This is a genomic window from Levilactobacillus wangkuiensis, from assembly GCF_016861605.1.
Lineage (GTDB): Bacteria > Bacillota > Bacilli > Lactobacillales > Lactobacillaceae > Levilactobacillus > Levilactobacillus wangkuiensis.
The window spans coordinates 254,047-272,810 of sequence record NZ_BOLM01000001.1; the positions used below are offsets into that span (position 1 = coordinate 254,047).

General features: G+C 48.1%; 20 protein-coding genes. 11 read left to right on the forward strand and 9 right to left on the reverse strand.

Annotated features, from left to right (window positions below):
• Positions 1 to 189 precede the first annotated feature (189 nt).
• From hrcA to lepA, 10 genes are all read left to right on the forward strand, one after another.
• A complete protein-coding gene (gene hrcA / locus JUF13_RS01060) occupies positions 190 to 1,227 on the forward strand; it encodes a heat-inducible transcriptional repressor HrcA (protein WP_203637351.1) in 1,038 nt (345 codons plus the stop codon).
• 20 nt (positions 1,228 to 1,247) lie between these two features.
• On the forward strand, positions 1,248 to 1,832 hold the full coding sequence (gene grpE, locus JUF13_RS01065) for a nucleotide exchange factor GrpE (RefSeq protein WP_203637352.1): 585 nt from the start codon (positions 1,248 to 1,250) through the stop codon (positions 1,830 to 1,832).
• A 36-nt stretch (positions 1,833 to 1,868) separates the two neighbouring features.
• The gene (gene dnaK / locus JUF13_RS01070) at positions 1,869 to 3,740 is read left to right on the forward strand and encodes a molecular chaperone DnaK (RefSeq protein WP_203637353.1); all 1,872 of its coding nucleotides are present in this window, start codon (positions 1,869 to 1,871) and stop codon (positions 3,738 to 3,740) included.
• Positions 3,741 to 3,910: 170 nt separating this feature from the next.
• Positions 3,911 to 5,059: a molecular chaperone DnaJ gene (dnaJ, locus tag JUF13_RS01075; RefSeq protein WP_203637354.1), complete on the forward strand. Its 1,149-nt coding sequence runs from the start codon at positions 3,911 to 3,913 to the stop codon at positions 5,057 to 5,059.
• Between the two features lie 304 nt (positions 5,060 to 5,363).
• Complete coding sequence (locus tag JUF13_RS01080; RefSeq protein WP_125762847.1) at positions 5,364 to 5,513, forward strand: teichoic acid D-Ala incorporation-associated protein DltX; 150 nt, start codon at positions 5,364 to 5,366, stop codon at positions 5,511 to 5,513.
• Positions 5,514 to 5,566: 53 nt separating this feature from the next.
• On the forward strand, positions 5,567 to 7,093 hold the full coding sequence (gene dltA, locus JUF13_RS01085; protein WP_203637355.1) for a D-alanine--poly(phosphoribitol) ligase subunit DltA: 1,527 nt from the start codon (positions 5,567 to 5,569) through the stop codon (positions 7,091 to 7,093).
• Entirely contained in the window at positions 7,093 to 8,301 is a 1,209-nt protein-coding gene (gene dltB / locus JUF13_RS01090; RefSeq protein ID WP_203637356.1) for a D-alanyl-lipoteichoic acid biosynthesis protein DltB, read from the forward strand. The genes dltA and dltB overlap by 1 nt, the downstream gene beginning before the upstream one ends.
• A gap of 35 nt (positions 8,302 to 8,336) precedes the next feature.
• The gene (gene dltC, locus JUF13_RS01095; RefSeq protein WP_203637357.1) at positions 8,337 to 8,570 is read left to right on the forward strand and encodes a D-alanine--poly(phosphoribitol) ligase subunit DltC; all 234 of its coding nucleotides are present in this window, start codon (positions 8,337 to 8,339) and stop codon (positions 8,568 to 8,570) included.
• 3 nt (positions 8,571 to 8,573) lie between these two features.
• Positions 8,574 to 9,863 carry a D-alanyl-lipoteichoic acid biosynthesis protein DltD gene (dltD, locus tag JUF13_RS01100; protein WP_203637358.1) on the forward strand — a complete coding sequence of 430 codons (1,290 nt, stop codon included), beginning with the start codon at positions 8,574 to 8,576 and terminating at the stop codon, positions 9,861 to 9,863.
• A gap of 197 nt (positions 9,864 to 10,060) precedes the next feature.
• Complete coding sequence (lepA, locus tag JUF13_RS01105) at positions 10,061 to 11,893, forward strand: translation elongation factor 4 (protein WP_125762837.1); 1,833 nt, start codon at positions 10,061 to 10,063, stop codon at positions 11,891 to 11,893.
• Positions 11,894 to 12,047: 154 nt separating this feature from the next.
• Here the strand turns inward: lepA and JUF13_RS14585 are convergent, their stop codons facing one another.
• The 4 genes from JUF13_RS14585 to JUF13_RS01125 form a co-directional block, all read right to left on the reverse strand.
• Positions 12,048 to 12,392, reverse strand: coding sequence for a site-specific integrase (locus tag JUF13_RS14585; protein WP_373301390.1), 345 nt, complete (start codon positions 12,390 to 12,392; stop codon positions 12,048 to 12,050).
• Between the two features lie 309 nt (positions 12,393 to 12,701).
• Complete coding sequence (locus JUF13_RS01115; RefSeq protein WP_203637360.1) at positions 12,702 to 13,469, reverse strand: DUF1828 domain-containing protein; 768 nt, start codon at positions 13,467 to 13,469, stop codon at positions 12,702 to 12,704.
• A gap of 33 nt (positions 13,470 to 13,502) precedes the next feature.
• Positions 13,503 to 13,925: a DUF6978 family protein gene (locus tag JUF13_RS01120; RefSeq protein ID WP_203637361.1), complete on the reverse strand. Its 423-nt coding sequence runs from the start codon at positions 13,923 to 13,925 to the stop codon at positions 13,503 to 13,505.
• Between the two features lie 68 nt (positions 13,926 to 13,993).
• Positions 13,994 to 14,893, reverse strand: a complete 900-nt coding sequence (locus JUF13_RS01125) for a hypothetical protein (RefSeq protein WP_203637362.1) — start codon at positions 14,891 to 14,893, stop codon at positions 13,994 to 13,996.
• 735 nt (positions 14,894 to 15,628) lie between these two features.
• Here JUF13_RS01125 and JUF13_RS01130 point away from each other — a divergent pair.
• Positions 15,629 to 15,871, forward strand: coding sequence for a hypothetical protein (locus tag JUF13_RS01130; protein ID WP_203637363.1), 243 nt, complete (start codon positions 15,629 to 15,631; stop codon positions 15,869 to 15,871).
• 134 nt (positions 15,872 to 16,005) lie between these two features.
• Here the strand turns inward: JUF13_RS01130 and JUF13_RS01135 are convergent, their stop codons facing one another.
• The 5 genes from JUF13_RS01135 to JUF13_RS01155 all read right to left on the reverse strand — a co-directional run bounded on the left by JUF13_RS01135 (position 16,006) and on the right by JUF13_RS01155 (position 18,764).
• Positions 16,006 to 16,404 (reverse strand): hypothetical protein, encoded by a 399-nt coding sequence (locus JUF13_RS01135; protein ID WP_203637364.1) that lies wholly within the window; start codon positions 16,402 to 16,404, stop codon positions 16,006 to 16,008.
• A gap of 166 nt (positions 16,405 to 16,570) precedes the next feature.
• Complete coding sequence (locus JUF13_RS01140) at positions 16,571 to 16,924, reverse strand: hypothetical protein (RefSeq protein WP_203637365.1); 354 nt, start codon at positions 16,922 to 16,924, stop codon at positions 16,571 to 16,573.
• 134 nt (positions 16,925 to 17,058) lie between these two features.
• Positions 17,059 to 17,421 carry a hypothetical protein gene (locus JUF13_RS01145; RefSeq protein WP_125762827.1) on the reverse strand — a complete coding sequence of 121 codons (363 nt, stop codon included), beginning with the start codon at positions 17,419 to 17,421 and terminating at the stop codon, positions 17,059 to 17,061.
• Positions 17,422 to 17,591: 170 nt separating this feature from the next.
• The gene (locus JUF13_RS01150; RefSeq protein ID WP_203637366.1) at positions 17,592 to 17,843 is read right to left on the reverse strand and encodes a hypothetical protein; all 252 of its coding nucleotides are present in this window, start codon (positions 17,841 to 17,843) and stop codon (positions 17,592 to 17,594) included.
• 60 nt (positions 17,844 to 17,903) lie between these two features.
• Positions 17,904 to 18,764 carry a DNA/RNA non-specific endonuclease gene (locus JUF13_RS01155; RefSeq protein ID WP_203637367.1) on the reverse strand — a complete coding sequence of 287 codons (861 nt, stop codon included), beginning with the start codon at positions 18,762 to 18,764 and terminating at the stop codon, positions 17,904 to 17,906.

Consider the following 18,764-nt stretch of genomic DNA (forward strand, 5'->3'; position numbering starts at 1 on the left):
TCAGGGCCGGCCAACGCTCAAAATCACTGAAAATGGGTATTTTTCTCAGTAAATGCTAAAAATTAGCACTTAATAGCAACGATTGCTAAAAATTCTACCAGATTTCTTGACTTCAAAACCGGGTTTTGCTACATTATATATGTGTCTTAGCACTTGTGATGTTTGAGTGCTAAAAAAGGGGTGATTGTGATGCTTTCAGAAAGACAAATGATGATTCTGCGAGCCGTTGTCCGCGATTTTACTAACACTGGTGTGCCAGTGGGGTCCAAGACATTAGCCAAGCAGTTACCCATCCACGTAAGCTCAGCGACAATTCGTAACGAGCTGGCGGCGTTGGAGGAGCAGGGACTCATTGAGAAAACCCACTCGTCTTCCGGTCGAATTCCTTCAGGCGAAGGCTACCGGTACTACGTCGACCACCTGGTTAAACCAGATCCGTTACGGCCCAACGATATGGATGTGATTCAGTCTTCATTAGGCGGCGATTTCCACAAGATTGACGAAATTATTTCGCAATCGGCAACGATTTTGTCCAACCTGACTAGCTACACGGCCTTTACGTTGAAGCCAGAATTGAAGAACAGTCGTCTCAGCGGGTTCCGGTTAGTGCCACTCGGCAAGCGGCAAGTGATGGCCATCCTGGTTACCGATAGTGGTGACGTGGAGAACCAGACCTTCGACGTGAACGAGACGGTAACCGGGGATCAGCTCGAGGCGGTCGTCCGGTTGATTAACGATCAGCTGGTTGGTTTGACGTTGCCAGAGGTCTTACAGAAGTTACAAGCAGATATTCCGATGAAAATCGCCAACTATTTACAAAGTCCCGAGGGCTTCCTAGATATCTTTGGCGACGTGCTCACCCGGGCCGCACAAGAGCGGTTCTACGTGGGTGGTCGGCTCAACCTGTTGAACTTCTCACAGGACAGTGACGTGGATTCACTGAAGTCGTTGTACTCATTGATCGATAAGACCGATGACATTGCCAACGTTTTGGGGCAACCGAGTGATAAGATTTCCGTGCAAATCGGAAATGAAATGACCAACGATGCGCTCCGTAACTTCAGTTTGATCACCGCCACCTACGACGTCAATCAGCACGGCAAGGGTATGATCGCCATTCTGGGACCGACCCGGATGCCATATTCACGGATGTTGGGAATTGTCGGTGCGTTTCGTGAAGAGCTCGCGAAAAAACTATTAGATTATTATCGGTTTTATGACGAGTAAAGAAAGGGAGGTTTTTTATCGTGGCTGACAAGCAACAACCATCCACCGATGATGAAACTGCGGCAAAGGCCGCCACTACTAAGCAAGACCCAGACAAGACTGAGCAAGGCGCAGCAGCGGAACCAAAAGCCGCCGCTAAGCCAACCGTTACGGCTGAACAGTTAGCCGCCGTGCAAAAGAAGGCGGATGACTTCGAAGACAAGTATCTTCGGGCCGAGGCGGAAGTGCAGAACATGCAAGCCCGTTACCAAAAGGAACAGGCGTCGCTCATCAAGTATGATGGTCAGCAACTCGCGAAGGACGTGCTCCCCGTAATTGATAATTTGGAGCGAGCTTTAGCGGTTGAAGCGACCGATGATGCCAGCAAGCAGATCAAGAAGGGTGTTCAGATGACCTACGACCACATGGAAGACGCGTTGAAGCGCAACCACGTGACCGAGATCGAAGCACTGGGCAAGCCATTTGATCCAACATTGCATCAGGCTGTTCAGTCCGTCCCCGTTAGTGATGGGCAAACGGCTGAAACAGTGGTTAACGTGCTGCAAAAAGGCTACCAATTGAAGGACCGGGTTCTCCGGCCAGCAATGGTTGTCGTGGCACAATAAATTTATAAATAAAAACTAAAAAAGAGGGAATTTTTGATGGCAAGTAACAAGATTATCGGAATTGACTTAGGGACGACGAACTCTGCTGTCGCCGTTCTCGAAGGTAGCACGCCTAAGATCATCGCGAACAAGGAAGGTGCCCGGACGACACCATCCGTTGTCGCTTTTAAAGACGGCGAAACGCAAGTTGGTGAAGTGGCCAAGCGCCAAGCAATCACCAACCCCAACACCATTTCATCTATCAAGAGTCACATGGGTGAAGCAGGCTTCAAGGAAACGATTGATGGCAAGGATTACACGCCAGAACAAGTTTCCGCAATGATTTTGCAACACCTGAAATCATTCGCCGAAGATTACATTGGCGACACGGTTGATAAGGCCGTTATCACGGTCCCAGCTTACTTCAACGATGCCCAACGGCAAGCGACGAAGGATGCCGGTAAGATTGCTGGCTTGAACGTTGAACGGATCATCAACGAACCAACGGCCGCTGCTTTGGCTTATGGTTTGGACAAGCAAGACAAAGATGAAAAGGTTATGGTCTACGACCTTGGTGGTGGGACCTTTGATGTTTCCATCCTGGACTTAGGTGACGGGGTCTTCGACGTGCTCTCTACGAACGGGGATACCCATTTAGGTGGGGACGACTTTGACCAAAAGATCATGGACTGGTTGATTGCCGGCTTCAAGGACGAAAACGGTGTCGACTTATCCAAGGATAAGATGGCTGTTCAACGGTTGAAGGACGCTGCTGAAAAGGCCAAGAAAGACCTTTCTGGTGTGACTGAAGCCTCAATCAGCTTGCCATTTATCTCCGCTGGCGACAACGGCCCATTGCACTTGGAAAAGAGCTTGAGCCGCGCTAAGTTCAACGAATTGACTGCTGACCTGGTTGAAAAGACCCGGATCCCAGTTGAAAATGCGTTGAAGGACGCTGACTTACAAGCTAGCGACGTCGACGTTGTCATCTTAAACGGTGGTTCTACGCGGATTCCAGCCGTGCAAGAAGCCGTACAAAAGTGGACGGGCAAGGAACCTAACCACTCCATCAACCCTGATGAAGCCGTTGCTTTAGGTGCCGCCGTTCAAGGTGGGGTGATCACCGGTGATGTGAAGGACGTTGTTTTACTTGATGTTACGCCATTATCCTTGGGTATCGAAACCATGGGTGGGGTCTTCACCAAGTTGATCGACCGGAACACGACCATTCCTACCAGCAAGTCACAAGTCTTCTCAACTGCTGCTGACAACCAACCAGCCGTTGATATCCACGTCTTACAAGGTGAACGGCCAATGGCTGCTGACAACAAGACGTTGGGTAACTTCCAACTCGCTGACATTCCAGCTGCCCCTCGTGGTGTTCCTCAAATCCAAGTGACTTTCGATATCGACAAGAACGGGATCGTAAACGTTTCTGCCAAGGATATGGGAACGAACAAGGAACAAAAGATTACCATCAAGAGCTCCGACGGTCTGTCTGACGACGAAGTTGAAAAGATGATGAAGGAAGCTAAGGAAAACGAAGCTGCCGACAAGCAACGTAAGGAAGAAGTCGACACTAAGAACGAAGTCGACCAATTACTCTTCCAGACCGACAAGACATTGAAGGACGTTAAGGGTAAGGTCTCTGACGATGAAATCAAGAAGGCTGAAGATGCCCGCGATGCTCTGAAGAAGGCCCAAGAAGCGAACAACTTGGACGATATGAAGAGCAAGAAGGATGACTTGAACAAGATCATCCAGGACCTCTCCGTCAAGTTATACCAACAAGCCCAACAGGCTCAACAAGCACAAGGTGCTGACGGCGCCGCTGCTGGCCAAGCTAGTGGTGATGCTAAGAGCGATGGTAAGGACGACAATACCGTTGACGGTGACTTCCACGAAGTTAACGACGACGATAAGAAGTAATCTTACTGTCAGTGTGTAAGCAGAAAGTCAGAGTCCGTGGGGCTTTGGCTTTTTGTTTCGAGTATGCTATTCTTACTAGAGGATGTTTTAACAGCTGAATCGGTTGTACCGAGTCTAGCTAGCGAACAACGCTAGTAACGGAAATATCGGAATTGATTGGGAGGAAAAAGATGGCGGAAACGGACTTATATGGCGTTCTGGGCGTCGCAAAGGATGCCAGCCAAGCAGAAATTAAAAAGGCCTATCGCAAATTGTCAAAGAAGTATCACCCGGACTTGAACAAGGCCCCCGACGCGGCGGAGAAATTCAAGGCCGTACAGGATGCCTATGACGTTTTAGGTGACGAACAGAAGCGGTCAAACTATGATCAATATGGTTCCGCTGATGGCGCACAAGGCGGTTTCGGTGGCTTTGGCGGCGGTCAACAGGGTGGCTTCGGCGGCTTTGGTGGCGGCGGTGGTTTCGACGACATCTTTAACCAATTCTTTGGTGGCGGTGGCGGCCAACGTAATCCGAATGCCCCACGGCCAGGTCGAGACCTGCAATACCAAATGGACTTGAAGTTTGAAGAAGCCATTTTTGGGAAGAAGACCAAGATCAAGTATACCCGTGAAGCCCAATGCCACACTTGTGGTGGGAATGGCGCTAAGCCAGGGACTTCACCCGTGATTTGTCACCAGTGTGGCGGTTCCGGTTATGTGACGACTGAAACCAACACGCCATTAGGCCGGATGCGGAGTCAACAGCCTTGTCCTGTCTGCCACGGTACGGGCCAAGAAATCAAAGAAAAGTGCCCAACCTGTGGGGGTACCGGTCATACGGAAGACCAACACGAAGTTGAAGTCACCATCCCAGCTGGGGTCGACGACGGTCAACAAATGCGGTTGCAGGGCCAAGGCGAAGCCGGTCAAAACGGTGGTGGCTATGGTGACCTGTTTATCATCTTCCAAGTGGAACCCAGCAAGGACTTCCGGCGTGATGGCACGGAAATCTACTTTAACCAAGACGTCTCATTTGTCCAGGCAACCCTGGGGGATGACGTCACGGTCAAGACAGTGCACGGCGACGTGAAGCTGAAGGTGCCAGCTGGCACGCAAGGCGGCACGACCTTCCGTTTAAAGGGTAAGGGTGCGCCGAGACTGCGGGGCAATGGGAACGGTGACGAACACGTGACTGTGAAAGTGGTCACGCCTAAGAACCTGAACAAGGGGCAACGCGATGCCTTACGTGACTTTGCTAAGGCCAGTGGTGAAAGTGTTACAGGTACTGGCAAAGGAAACTTATTTAACAAAATGCGCGACAAGTTCAACGAAAACTAAACGTGTGTTAAGAATGCGTGAATAGTTGATATATCAAGGCTGCTGACGATTGTCAGTGGCCTTTTTTGATGGGCAAAATAACCGTGACCCCCCTGAAATGAAAAGAAAGGTTTAAGGTTGAGTGAGGTTGTTTGCAATCCGGGTAGGGCAATGATATTCTCAGAACATAAGGAGCGTGGTAGGGACCACATCAGCTCCAGGCTTAGCCAGCGTCGATTCGTCGGGGAGTTACCGATCTGGTTAAGTGGTGTACGGACGTCGACTTTGGGGGCGAATCGGTCGACAAACTTTGGGGGTGAATTTCATGAGAGCAAAGTGGCTGGCTTTATGGCATCAGCCGGTGGTCGCTTTTATCGGCTGGACCTTATTCTACTTTGTGATTTTGATGGCGTTGGTTTATTTATACGGGTATAGCGGTTTGAATAATTCAACGTTCATTTACAACGAGTTCTAGTTGCGAGAACAACCAGCTCGCGGGAGTATGATTAATCTTTGGGGGGATTGAGTATGATTAGAAACATGATTACGGCCATGGATCAGTGGGCGCTCCAAGACCCGGAACGGTTAGCTTACGATGATCTTGGTCACACAAACACTTACGGGGAATTAAAACAACGTTCGGACGCCCTTGCGGCTCACCTAGACGGGATGGACCTACCGGCACACGCACCAATCATGGTGTACGGTGGCCAAACCTTTGACATGATGGCAACGTTCCTGGGAATCGTCAAGAGTGGTCACGCTTATGTGCCAATCGACACGCACTCACCACTGGAACGAATTACCACGATCAATGAGATTGCGCAGCCAGCTGCGGCGATTGCTGTCAGCGACTTGCCAACCACATTGGGTGACACACCGGTGCTTACCGCCGATGACTTAACCACGATTTTTAACCAGTCCGTCGACTATCACGTGGACCATGGGGTTAGCGGGGATGACACCTACTACATCATCTTCACGTCAGGGACGACTGGCAAGCCTAAAGGGGTTCAGATTTCACACACCAATCTTTTAAGTTATGTGAACTGGATGCTGAGTGACGACTTCACGTTACCAGCCAATGCCCGCACGTTATCACAAGCGCCATATTCGTTCGACCTGTCCGTCATGGATTGGGGACCGACCTTGGCAGCGGGTGGCACGTTGGTGGCGTTACCAAAGACCGTCACGGATAACTTCCGTGCCTTGTTTGAAACCTTACCGACGATGAACCTGAACGTCTGGGTCTCAACCCCATCCTTTGTGGACATTTGCTTAATGGAGCCCACATTTGATGCCACTCATTATCCACAGCTCACCCGGTTCCTGTTTTGTGGCGAGGAATTAACGCATGCCACGGCGGCGAACCTGCACCAACGTTTTCCGAAGGCTCGTATCTTCAACACTTACGGCCCAACGGAAACCACGGTGGCGGTGACCCAAGTGGAAATTACGGAACAGATCTTAGCGGACTACCCGCGGTTGCCCATCGGCTACGCCAAGGATGATACGCAGATTACCGTCGTTGACGACCAGCTCCAACCGGTTCCCGCGGGGACTGAGGGCGAGCTGATGATCAGCGGACCGTCTATGTCCAAAGGATACCTGCACAATCCAGAGAAGACTGAAAAGGCCTTTGTCACAGTAGACGGGAAAACAGTTTATCGCTCTGGTGACTTAGGGGTTCAATTGGACAACGGGTTGATCATGTACCGTGGTCGGACTGATTTTCAAATCAAGCTTCACGGCTACCGCATCGAACTGGAGGAAGTTAACCACTACCTGTCCCAAGAGGACCACATCCAAGTGGGCGTTGCCGTACCACGGTACGACCGCAACCACAAGGTTAGTCAGTTGATTGCCTGGGTCGTCCCAAGCGAACCAGAAATTGCAAGTGAATTAGCCCTGACCAAGGCTATCAAACAGAATTTACAGGGCGGCGACATGATGGAATACATGATTCCACAGCGCTTCGTCTACAAGGAAAGCCTACCGATGACCCCCAACGGCAAGGTTGATATTAAATCGATTATCGCCGAGGTCAATCAGTAATGTTGTCATTTGAACCTTACGGCAACCCAACGTACTTTGCCTTGTTGGGTGTGGCGTTACTGCCACTGATGATTGGTCTTCTGTACGGCAAACGGTCACGCCTGTACGAAACATTGATCTCAATCTTCTTTCTGGTCTTAACCTTTGGCGGTCCCAAATGGACGCAAGGGGTGGCCTTGATCATCTACATTTTGTACGAAGTGGCGTTGACCTGGGGGTATGCCGTTTATCGCAAGCGCCAAAATTCGGGGCCGATATTTTACCTGATGGTGATTCTCGCCATTATTCCGTTGACCATCGTGAAGGTCACACCCGCCGTGGAAAACGGTCAGGCTTCCCTGATTGGGTTCCTGGGGGTCAGCTACCTGACGTTCCGGGCGGTGCAAACCATGATGGAAACGCGGGATGGCACGTTAAAAGACTATCAGGTCATGACGTTCTTACAGTTCATGCTGTTCTTCCCCACGATTTCATCCGGGCCCATTGACCGTTACCGGCGATTTGAAGCCGATTACCGGTCAGTGCCCGATCGCGAGAAATATCTCGGGATGATTCAAAAGGGGATTCGTTACATCTTCGTTGGTTTCTTGTACAAGTTCATCCTGGCGTATTACTTTGGGACAATGCTGATGCCTAAGCTACAAGTGATGGCGATGCATTCTCGGGGCGGCTTCCTGGACTTGTCCTGGCCGGTGCTGGGGTACATGTATGCTTACAGTGCTGACTTGTTCTTTGACTTCGCGGGGTACTCGTTGTTCGCCGTCGGAACGTCCTATATCATGGGCATTGCGACGCCAATGAACTTCAATCACCCCTGGCGTTCACCGAACATCAAGGACTTCTGGAACCGGTGGCACATTACGTTGTCCTTCTGGTTCCGAGACTTTATCTACATGCGCCTGGTTTTCTGGTTCATGAAGCATAAGGTCTTCAAGAAGCCGACTACCACGGCTAACGTGACGTACATTATCAACATGTTAGTCATGGGGTTCTGGCACGGGGTCACCTGGTACTACATCACGTACGGGCTGTTTCATGGGTGTGCGTTGGTCATCAACGACACCTGGCTGCGGTACAAGAAGAAGCACCGGGCCAGTGTGCCACACAACGGCTTCACCCAAGTATTTGCCATCTTCTTAACGGCAAATATGGTCTGCTTCAGCTTCCTGATCTTCTCAGGGATGCTGGATAAATTATGGTTTCATTAAGTAGGGTTATAACTATTATTTAGGGGGAAATTATTATGGATATCAAAGAAACTGTTTTAGGGATTTTAAACGACTTAACGGGTAACGATGTTAGCGGCGCTATGGACGACAACTTGTTCGACAGTGGCCTGCTGGACTCCATGGGGTCTGTTCAACTGTTATTGCAATTACAAGGGGACTTAGGTATCAACGTGCCCGTTTCTGAATTTGAGCGGTCAGAGTGGGACACGCCCAACAAGATCATTGCGAAAGTCGAAAGTCTGGCTTAGCCAATGGCAAAGCGATTACTACGGATCTTTGGTCCGTTAATTCTCGCGGCGATTCTGGTTTTTGCGGTGTTGGCGATGCCCGTTACCTGGGGCTTCAGTCACGTTAGCGCGGCTCGTGAACGGCAGGCGGCAGTTTCCTTGTCACCCAACGTTTTACGGGGGAAGCACATGAAGGAACAGGCGTTAAAGGATGGCTACGTGCCGTTCTTTGGCTCCTCCGAGTGGTCACGGTTTGACCCCATGCATCCGTCCGTGTTGGCGCAGAAGTACAAGCGGTCTTACCGACCATTTCTGCTAGGGGCGCGGGGGTCACAATCTCTGACCCAGTACTTCGTGATGCAAAACATTCAGGGCGAATTGCGGAACAAGAAAGCCGTCTTCGTGATTTCACCACAATGGTTCGTGAAGAACGGGACACGGAAAGACGCGTTTGGGTTCTACTACTCACAATTACAAACGGCGGAATGGTTGACTCATTTCCGGCATGATGCAATTGACAAGTACGCGGCCCAACGGTTGCTCCAAATGCCCGCAGCTAACTCGGACCACTTCATCTACGCTGCGCTGCAACGCGTGGCCAAGGGTGAACGACTGACTGATTTCCAGCGGTTCTACCTGCAAACGCGCAAGAATATGCTGACACAAGAAGACCAGTTCTTCTCCGGCATTGACCTGCCATCGCAAAACCTCAATCGGGTGAACCAGCAAGCCAAGAAGTTACCCACTCATTATTCCTACTCGGCACTGGATCGCCTGGGTGGTCAGTTAGGGAAAGCTGCGACGGGTGATAACCGATTCCATATCAGCGATAAGTTCTATAAGCAAGGGCTGAAAAAGGAATTGAAGACGGGCAATCTGAAGAACTTCCAGAAGAACCTGTCGTACACCAAGTCGCCAGAATTCGCTGACTTCCAGCTGTGTCTGGATCAATTCTCACGGTTGAACACCAACGTGCTCTTCATCATTCCACCAATTAATGCGCGGTGGCAGAAGTACACGGGCTTATCGGCCACGATGCTCAAGCAATTTGACCAAAAGATTCACTACCAATTACAATCACAAGGGTTCAACAACATTGTTGATCTCAGCAACAAGGGGAACGTGCCGTACTTCATGACGGATACGATTCACTTGGGCTGGCGCGGTTGGTTGGCCGTCGATCAAAGGGTCAATCCGTTCCTCAGTAAGCAGCAACCGCAACCGCACTATGCGATTAACGACAAGTTCTACAGTAAGCAGTGGCAGAACTTGGCGCCAAGAGATTTGAAGCAGTATGAGGCGGAAAATAAATAGATGTTAACTGGCGGGTATCCCTTTTGGTGGGGTGCCCGTTTTTTGGATTTTGGAAGAGATGAAACGAATTTTCAGAATCAAATCTATTTTGGTAAACTTCCCCTTGCTTATCGGATTCGGTAGGGGTTAAAGGTAGGAAAATGCGATGGCTATGTTATAATTGTTGAGAATGGCGTTTAAGAAAGTAGGAAATCAACATGGATCTTGAGAAATTAAAGCAACATCAAAAATATATCCGTAACTTTTCCATCGTGGCCCATATTGACCACGGGAAGTCCACGATTGCGGACCGAATCTTGGAGTTAACGGATACCATTTCCAAGCGCGACATGCAAGATCAAGTGTTGGATAACATGGACCTTGAGCGTGAACGCGGAATTACGATTAAATTAAACGCGGTTGAATTGACGTATCACGCCAAGGACGGCCACGACTATGAATTTCACCTGATTGATACACCTGGGCACGTCGACTTCTCCTATGAGGTCTCACGGAGCCTGGCAGCCTGTGAAGGGGCCGTCCTGGTCGTGGATGCAGCGCAAGGGGTTGAAGCCCAGACGTTGGCCAACGTTTACTTAGCCTTGGATGACAACCTGGAAATCGTGCCAGTCGTTAATAAGATTGACCTGCCCGCCGCTGATCCCGAGAAGGTTAAGAAAGAAATTGAAGATGTGATCGGGTTGGATGCGTCCGACGCCGTCTTGGCCAGTGCCAAGCAGGGTATCGGAATTCCAGAATTGCTGGAACAAATCGTAGCTAAGGTGCCCGCACCTAGTGGCGACTTGGATGCGCCGTTGAAGGCCTTGGTCTTCGACTCCGTTTACGATGATTACCGGGGTGTTGTGCTGAGTGTCCGGGTATTTGAGGGCACGGTTCAACCCGGTGATAAGATTCGTCTGATGAACAGCGGTAGTGAGTATGAAGTGACCGAAGTCGGGGTCAACTCGCCTAAGCCGATTTCACGCGACTACCTGATTGCCGGTGACGTGGGTTACATCACGGCCAGCATCAAGGACATCACGGATACCCGAGTGGGTGATACCGTCACCAATGCGGCTAAGCCTGCCGACAAGGCCTTGCCTGGGTACCGGGAAATGAGTCCGATGGTTTACGCCGGGCTTTACCCGACCGATAACGCGAAGTTGAACGACCTGCGTGAGGCTTTGGAAAAATTGAAGCTGAACGATGCCGCGTTGGAATTTGAACCCGAAGCGTCGCAAGCGTTAGGGTTTGGGTTCCGGTGTGGGTTCTTGGGGATGCTCCACATGGACGTCATCCAGGAACGACTGGAACGGGAATTCAACCTGGACTTGATCACGACGGCACCATCCGTTACCTACCACGCGTACTTGACGGACGGTGGCATGAAGGAAGTTGAAAACCCTGCAGAAATGCCGGAAGCTTCCGCCATCAAGCGGATTGAAGAACCTATCGTGAAGGCCACCATCATGGCGCCGAACGAATACGTTGGGGCCGTCATGGACCTGTGCCAACACCGACGGGGCCAGTTCTTGACGATGGAGTACCTGGACGATTACCGGGTCAACATCATCTATAACATGCCGCTGTCAGAAATTATTTTTGACTTCTTTGACAAGCTGAAATCAAGCACCCGAGGCTACGCTTCCTTGGATTACGAGCGGGCCGGGTACCAAGAGGCCGACTTGGTCAAAATCGATATTCTCCTGAATGGCGACAAGGTCGATGCCCTGAGCTTTATCGCGCACCGCACCTTCGCCGCCCAACGGGGTCGTGAGATTGCGTCTCGGTTGAAGGGGATTATCCCACGCCAAAACTTTGAAATCCCTGTGCAAGCAGCTATTGGGGCTAAGATCATTGCGAGAACCACGATCAAGGCCTACCGGAAGGACGTGACCGCCAAGCTTTATGGTGGTGACCGGACTCGACGGATGAAGCTGTTAGAGAAACAAAAAGTTGGGAAAAAGCGGATGAAGGCTGTTGGGAAAGTGGATATCCCTCAGGAAGCGTTTATGGCCGTTTTGAAAACTGACGAGGATGAAACCAAGTAAGAAACATTGATATAGCAGCATTAGCGACACATGTTCAGTAGTTACATTTTGCTGAATATGTGGCGCTTTTTTAGATTCTTCCCACATTCTTCCCACGACAGATATGTCTAGTGGGAAGAAATAGACAAATTGAAAGAATGTGTCTTCTATATAATTAACCTTTTGCTTTTGAGAAGATGGAATCAAAAAAGTTTGCCGTTTCACGTTGTTTCTCCCGCGTTGCATGAGCATACGTGTCCATAGTAGTTGCAATTCGTGAATGACCTAGACGAACCTGAATTTGCTTATAGTTGGCTCCGTTCTCATGAGTGCAGACAAAATTAGATTCAGTATAGTACTTTCCGTACTTAAGCCGATTTTCTGATTGTCGTTTTCGTTGGTCGCGTAGTATCTGAAGTAATTCGGCGCCAATCTCAATAGAATAATAGCTATTCTTTGTTTTGGGTGTTGCTAGCTCCCACTTACGGTGAGGATGATGAATCATTTGTTGCTTGACCATTATTGCTCCTTCGGCAAAATTGACGGTGTCCCACTCTAGGCCGCAAACTTCTCCGCGTCGCATACCAGTGTTAAACGAGATGAGTAGTGGCATGTAGAAAGGGGAGAATACAGGAGTCAGATTGAGAGCTTGCTGAAATTGTGAAAGTGAGATGATTTTAAGGTGTTCACGGGACTTCCTGTATAGAACATAGTGATATATTGTGCTGAATTTTCTTTGATATATTGATAAGGAGACATGGCTATTTGAAAAAGGGAACATACGTTCTTTGTGTAATCTAAATAAAAGCCCAATAAAGGGCTGATAGGTTTATCGTAGCTGAAGGATGCTATTCTTTTTTGTCCATGGTAATAAAGATATTTTAGCGTCATCAGCAATTTTTTGAGCAACTTCTGAAGCATTACCAGCATCGCTATTAAAAATAATAGAGTATGTTGGCTTGTTTTTCAGATTGAGAGTGCTGCTAGTCAGAATATCATTAAACTTGTAAGCATTAATCATAACTTCATTCTTCGAAATTTTTTGTTGAAAATCAATCATACGTTGAGGCCGACTGCCCTTCTCAGGAATTGTATAATCAATGATATAAGGAGCACCACTTTTACCTTCAATACCATATTGTGGTAAGCCACCAAAATTATTGTCTTTAAAATATGAATAAATTTGTTCATTAAAAAGACTTTCAACGTTTGTTTTTTTAGTGTTCGAAAGATCATTTATTTGAATCATTGCAGAAATGAGATTCTGTTTCATTACCGGAAAATTATTAGTTTTACCTGTAATTGAGAGAATATCATCTAACTGATCAATACCATAATGCTTTCTTATATCACTAATGATGTGTTTTCGAGTATTTGAAGTTACATCAATACCAAATAAAAAGAGGTCTTCGAAAATAGTGCCATCGTCGCTGAGCCTAATACGATTCCCAGATAGGGGGGTAACGTAAATTCTCATGCTATCTCCTATCATATTCTCGAAAGGAGTTGTTATTTCGTCTGATTCGTCTATTGATTTGACAATATATTGACTGCGAAGCCAATTAGTATAATCATCAAGCATTTTATTGGTATTCATGTAATTTCACCTCCAATTAAAGTTTATCAGACCTCATGCAGTTACTGGTGAGATGGATACATCAGTAAGGTCAAAGTTATTATACCTTAAAAATGATGCCAAGGAACCTACGACGTCTGTTGTAGGATCATAATTATTTACGTCTGAGAGCAAAATTACATCGCGTCCATTATCGTGAGCATCGTCAAAGATATGAACATGCGGAGTGGGTATGCCGTGGTGAGTTGCGCCAATTAAATCTATGCGTAACATGATGTTCTTGTACATTAACACGTAGGTTAGATCTTCCTTCCTAATGCGTCCCTTTCGGACCTGGATGACCTTGAATTCTTCGTCGGCGTTAAAAGTAGCGTGTCCATTGATAAAACGTTGTTCTCCTTGAGCAGCGCAAAATATTTTCTTTCTATTTATCGTTTTAGGATAGTTATGTAACTTTTGATATTTTGGATTTTCCATGGACTACACCTCCCTTATCTTTATGCTTCACCCCGGAATCGAACCGAGGAGGAGTCACCAGACTGAAGCTAATAGTTGTACGTAACCCAACCTCCATTTTTAAGTTTCCAGCTGTTCGTAGCAAGCGTACCACTGCGATAATGTACGACTTTGTCCCAGTAATTAGCTTTTCCAAATTTGTCGCCATGACGGATTACAATTTTTGAATTCGAATGCGGACTATACGGGGAGTTGATAGTTTTTCCATCCTTCCAGGAATTGTAAGGTTGAAACTCTCCATCAACATCAATGTAATACGTTTTGGAGTTTAATCTGACACGAAGTACGTCACTCTTGTTTCCATTATCCCAGCGAGCAGAGTACTTTTTGTAAATGCTTTTTACAGTGATATGGCTTCCTCTTTTATTTTGGGCATTCTTAGCCGAGGTATACAGCTTTTGAGGACCATAGTCTGCCTGTAAATAAGCAGGAGAATATTTTTCGAAATAGAAACCGTTTGTTTTTGCTACCTTGTAGCTTACATTAGGGTGTCTAGCAGTAGCCTTTGTTTTGTACCAATAATCCACATAGGTACCAGTATCTGGAATTTCATGCCAGGGCTGCTTTAAGGTCGTATGGTCTTTGTGCGTAACACGTTTCCACATGCTAACGTCGTCTGTTCCGTACTTTCCGATTTGGTAGTATCCTTTAGCAGTTTTATGGACAAACATATCTGCATGCCCACTTGCGTATGAAGGAAACTTTACTCCGGAATAATTGCTCGTACCGTAAACTCCAAATATCTTAAAATGATATTTGGTAGCATGAATCTTTTCGTAGCTTGCCGAATCAGAATCGTAATGGTACCAAGTCCCACGTAGAGATGAAGGAGTTTTTACGGCTTTGGCTGATGCTGTCTGAGGAAATACCATAACTGAGGCAAATGATGTAATTGCTAATACTGTAAAGATGAATCTATGTTTTTTCATAATTTTCTCCCGAAATATGTACAGCTTTTAAAGTCTTCGGATGTGGACGGTGAGTAAAAGAGAACGGGTGTTTTATAATTATTGTAAAGTTACGTAGGGTGTGGCAATACATAATACTGCTTGATTCTAAAAAATGGCTTTTTCAAAGAAAACTACATTCTAGGTGCCATGCCCTTGCTAACAATATATCGAACGTGTTCGTAGTAGGTGTCGGCACCAGCCTTACTAGTGTTGAATCCGTGTTTATGTACAGCGTAAGTCCAGGCTTGTTCTTCACTGTTCATAAACCACCCAGTATGTAGTTTCCAGTATTCCCGTAGTGTCTTTAGGAATGATAAGTTTTAGCTTGTGCGCTAACGGGTACACTGACTAGTCCGAAGCCTATTGAAGCTAGGGTGAGACCAATAAGCACGAAATTTCTTTACATTTTTAGTTCTCTTCATAAGTGTGACACTTAATGATACCATTAGAAAAAGACTTAGAATAGTCCAGATTAGTCGCATTCGTGCATATATCTTAAAATTATTTTTAACAGTTGGTGTTAGAAGGAATATTTGGTCGTATAGTAAGCTCAAGCAGATGATGGGATAAAGCTGTGCATAAGCTTCCCGTTCGTTTAGAAACTAAGCTTTCCAGACAAGTCATCCCCCATACATCACTAACCCAATCAATGGTAATCTACAGATATATTTAGCGGCGTTAGACAGCTATAGGACAATTGAGGGGGAGTAGCGCATGACTAAGGGACTAGCATTTACGTTTCATGGGGGACCGACCGCGTTTATTGATCGATTAGCCATTGTCATTGACGACCTGGATGATGAAGATTTGAAAATCTTAGAACAGGTTTGTGAGTGGTCGTGGACGAATCACTGTGTCATTCCGGTGGAGGGGTTACAGTTATCGCCAACTGAGGTCGAATGGCGGTTAACCAAGCTGGAACGGTTAGAACTGTTGGATCTTGGCGAACGCGTTTAAGTAGGGGGTCAACGACTGACATCGGGGATGTTGGTCGTTGATTTTTTTCTTCAAATTAAAACACCCAGGCACGCGTCAATCGACGTGAACCTGGGTGTTTTACGTTGCTAATGGGTAGGTTAGTTAACCACTGATTAGTCGTACAGAATATGATTGAAGGTTGCCTTCGTGGTTCGCGTAGCAACTTTCTTTTTACTGGCGAATGGGAATTGCCCAGTGAACTGCAACTGCTTATGCGACAACTGGGTCAGCTTCATCGGCTTTTTGGAAAATTTACGCATCATGATCGAATAGTGATTACCAGTTTGCTTCACAGAGGTCACTTTGATGTGGAAGGAGCCCTTGCCAAAGGGGCCGACATCAAAGTAATGCCGGGTCAAATGGATGGCCTTGGCCTGGCCGTGCTTGTAGTAGCCGCGCAGCTGCGTGGGCACCGTTTTGGTCGTTTTCGCCTCGGCCGATACCGGTAGCCCAGCAGAGCCCAACAACAGACCGGTTAACAGCGTGACTGAAAGTGTTAGACGTTTATTCATTGAAATCATCCTTTACACCAAAATTTATGTAGACACTAATACACAGATTAATATACAGCTGAAATTGGGTGGAAGAAAATGTATTCTTCGTTAGACTATGAAGATGATTAATCATCACATCAAAAACAGGTTGCCATTTTCGACAACCGGTTCAGCTATTTCACTGTTAATATTTGCGATACCAATGATGACCCTTAGCCGCAACCACAAAGAAGGTTCGTGAATTGTGGGTGTACTTGTGTGGCGACTTGATTACCCAGACACTACCGGCACTCATCAACCAGTGGGAAATCTTGACGTGCGCACCCTTGTGAACGTAGCCGGCATCGGTAAAGCGGTTGGCGGCTTCGTACTTGCCGGTCCGCACCCGGTAAACGTGAACGGTCCTGGTGATTTTTACGCGGCGGGTAGCCATGGCGGCGTACTCATTACCATTTAAATAACTGGCGTGGACCGGGACGGCGGGTAGGCCGACCATGACCAGGGCCAGTAACAACAATCCCCATTTTCTCAACTGCATGAAACTCCTCCTAGAAAGACGATCAGCTTTTAACGTCATCAGTTTTGGACGTTACCCCCAGACCAGCAAAAAACGGCTAGCTAGCAGCCAGTCGTTTCAGCAGCCTAATGAATAAGGGGCTTAGTCATTCGTGTTTACTCGCGTTCGGCATCCTCGGCCAGTTCCAGCCAAATGGTTAGGGGTGACGGGATGTAGTCCGGCCACTTCTCCATTTTCTTGGCGCAGCGGTCCAACAGGTGGCTCTTGCCGTCCGTGGCGAGGTCCTCAAAGACCGTCAACGCTTCGGTGTTATCTTCTAAATCAACCTTCAGCGTCGGGGCACTGTGGCGCCATTCCTCAATCAAATCCTGGTAGATCACGATTCTGCGTGCTTGTAAGATGGTGTAGTCCACACCTTCTACGTGGAGCTGCTTGGTGAATAGGTCATACTCGTCAAAGACCGCCGTTTGGGCCCGTTGCCAATCAGTTTCAGTAAAATCTGCTTGTTGTTCTTTCATCTTCGTCGACCTCTAGATTCACATAAAATATGTAGAATAGTTAATTTTTATTTATTCGCTAAACAAATGACCCTTTCCACAGTATAGCATTTTCTCGCGAAATAGTAAGCGGCTGGTTAGACCAATCGGTGGCACGCAAAAAGGCTGGCAGGTGCGCCAGCCTTACAGGCCTACTTTTCCCAGCCACACAGCGTGTAGTGGTGGCTCTTTGCCCATTTCTTCGTCACGTGTTTGAGCTTACCCGCGTGATTCAAGCCACGACAGGTTTTATCGAAGTGATAACGGTGGCCGTGGTTAGGGGCAATCCAAACTTTGGCGCTCTTGGCTTCGGCGGTAGGAACGGGGGCAGTCAGGGGTTCGACGACGCCACCCAGCGTAAAGGTGATGGCAATCAGGGTTAAGGTTTCGCGTAGTGTTTTCATTTAATTTTCCTCCCAGGGAATCGCGTCAGCTTTTCAAGTCTTCAGAGTTTGGACCACTGATTAACTGGCTTGACTGTAGCCGGTGGCGTAGTCAATCGTGTAACCAGGTTCGACGTTAAAAATGTAGACGTTGAAGTGAATGTCGTTGGAGCCTATCGACTGAGCCCGCATCTGGACCCCACGCGCGACCAGTTCACTGCCTCGGAAAATGGGGGTCACGGTGTAACGCACGTAGTGGGCCTTGCTGGCATGGAGGTAGGTGGCGACGTCCATTTCGTTGTGCAGCATGAGCGGGCTGTTTAGGGTCCGCGTCCCAGTCATCAGGTTTTTCGGATTGTTATTTTGACCGGTAAATTGGTAGCCGATTAAATGGCTCCGGTTGTACAACCAGCCGTGATGCGTGCGCTTGTTGTGCCAGCCGGTAGGATCAACGGTCAGGGCTTCCCGCTTGGCACTGGGCATCAGCGACTGATTCAATAGGGCTTCAGCGCCGGTGACCCGGTTGTGACTGTCGAGCGCGTGATACGTTTGCCAGGCACCATGAGCCTTGGACAGCTGTTTGCGACTAAAGCCCGGATTGTTGTGGTTGACGGTGATTTCTTGTTGGCCCGCGTAGGTGAGGGCGGCGAGGTTCGTGGTGGCCGCCGACTTGGTGGACCGTTTAGCGGCTGGCTTCTTCTTGATGGATTTTTTAAGCTTGGCCTTGCGGTGGGCCAGGGACTTCTGCTCACTGGCTAGGCGGGCACTCTCAGCGGAATTGGCCTGTTCTAATTTTTTAGCCTGTTTTTGGGGCTGGTGATCGTAAACGACCTTGGTACTGGTCGCATTGGCTGCGGCGGACTGTTTGTTATGGGTGCAGCCACTGAGCCCGATGAGTGCCAGGCTCAGCAGTGTGGCCGTGATGGCGGTTAATTTTTTCAT

Excerpts from the sequence above, each read along its gene's own strand:
- hrcA (WP_203637351.1), top strand. The coding sequence starts at position 190 with ATGCTTTCAGAAAGACAAATGATGATTCTGCGAGCCGTTGTCCGCGAT.
- dnaK (WP_203637353.1), top strand. The coding sequence starts at position 1,869 with ATGGCAAGTAACAAGATTATCGGAATTGACTTAGGGACGACGAACTCT.
- dnaJ (WP_203637354.1), top strand. The coding sequence starts at position 3,911 with ATGGCGGAAACGGACTTATATGGCGTTCTGGGCGTCGCAAAGGATGCC.
- JUF13_RS01080 (WP_125762847.1), top strand. The coding sequence starts at position 5,364 with ATGAGAGCAAAGTGGCTGGCTTTATGGCATCAGCCGGTGGTCGCTTTT.
- dltA (WP_203637355.1), top strand. The coding sequence starts at position 5,567 with ATGATTAGAAACATGATTACGGCCATGGATCAGTGGGCGCTCCAAGAC.
- dltB (WP_203637356.1), top strand. The coding sequence starts at position 7,093 with ATGTTGTCATTTGAACCTTACGGCAACCCAACGTACTTTGCCTTGTTG.
- dltC (WP_203637357.1), top strand. The coding sequence starts at position 8,337 with ATGGATATCAAAGAAACTGTTTTAGGGATTTTAAACGACTTAACGGGT.
- dltD (WP_203637358.1), top strand. The coding sequence starts at position 8,574 with ATGGCAAAGCGATTACTACGGATCTTTGGTCCGTTAATTCTCGCGGCG.
- lepA (WP_125762837.1), top strand. The coding sequence starts at position 10,061 with ATGGATCTTGAGAAATTAAAGCAACATCAAAAATATATCCGTAACTTT.
- JUF13_RS14585 (WP_373301390.1), bottom strand. The coding sequence starts at position 12,392 with ATGGTCAAGCAACAAATGATTCATCATCCTCACCGTAAGTGGGAGCTA.
- JUF13_RS01115 (WP_203637360.1), bottom strand. The coding sequence starts at position 13,469 with ATGAATACCAATAAAATGCTTGATGATTATACTAATTGGCTTCGCAGT.
- JUF13_RS01120 (WP_203637361.1), bottom strand. The coding sequence starts at position 13,925 with ATGGAAAATCCAAAATATCAAAAGTTACATAACTATCCTAAAACGATA.
- JUF13_RS01125 (WP_203637362.1), bottom strand. The coding sequence starts at position 14,893 with ATGAAAAAACATAGATTCATCTTTACAGTATTAGCAATTACATCATTT.
- JUF13_RS01130 (WP_203637363.1), top strand. The coding sequence starts at position 15,629 with ATGACTAAGGGACTAGCATTTACGTTTCATGGGGGACCGACCGCGTTT.
- JUF13_RS01135 (WP_203637364.1), bottom strand. The coding sequence starts at position 16,404 with ATGAATAAACGTCTAACACTTTCAGTCACGCTGTTAACCGGTCTGTTG.
- JUF13_RS01140 (WP_203637365.1), bottom strand. The coding sequence starts at position 16,924 with ATGCAGTTGAGAAAATGGGGATTGTTGTTACTGGCCCTGGTCATGGTC.
- JUF13_RS01145 (WP_125762827.1), bottom strand. The coding sequence starts at position 17,421 with ATGAAAGAACAACAAGCAGATTTTACTGAAACTGATTGGCAACGGGCC.
- JUF13_RS01150 (WP_203637366.1), bottom strand. The coding sequence starts at position 17,843 with ATGAAAACACTACGCGAAACCTTAACCCTGATTGCCATCACCTTTACG.
- JUF13_RS01155 (WP_203637367.1), bottom strand. The coding sequence starts at position 18,764 with ATGAAAAAATTAACCGCCATCACGGCCACACTGCTGAGCCTGGCACTC.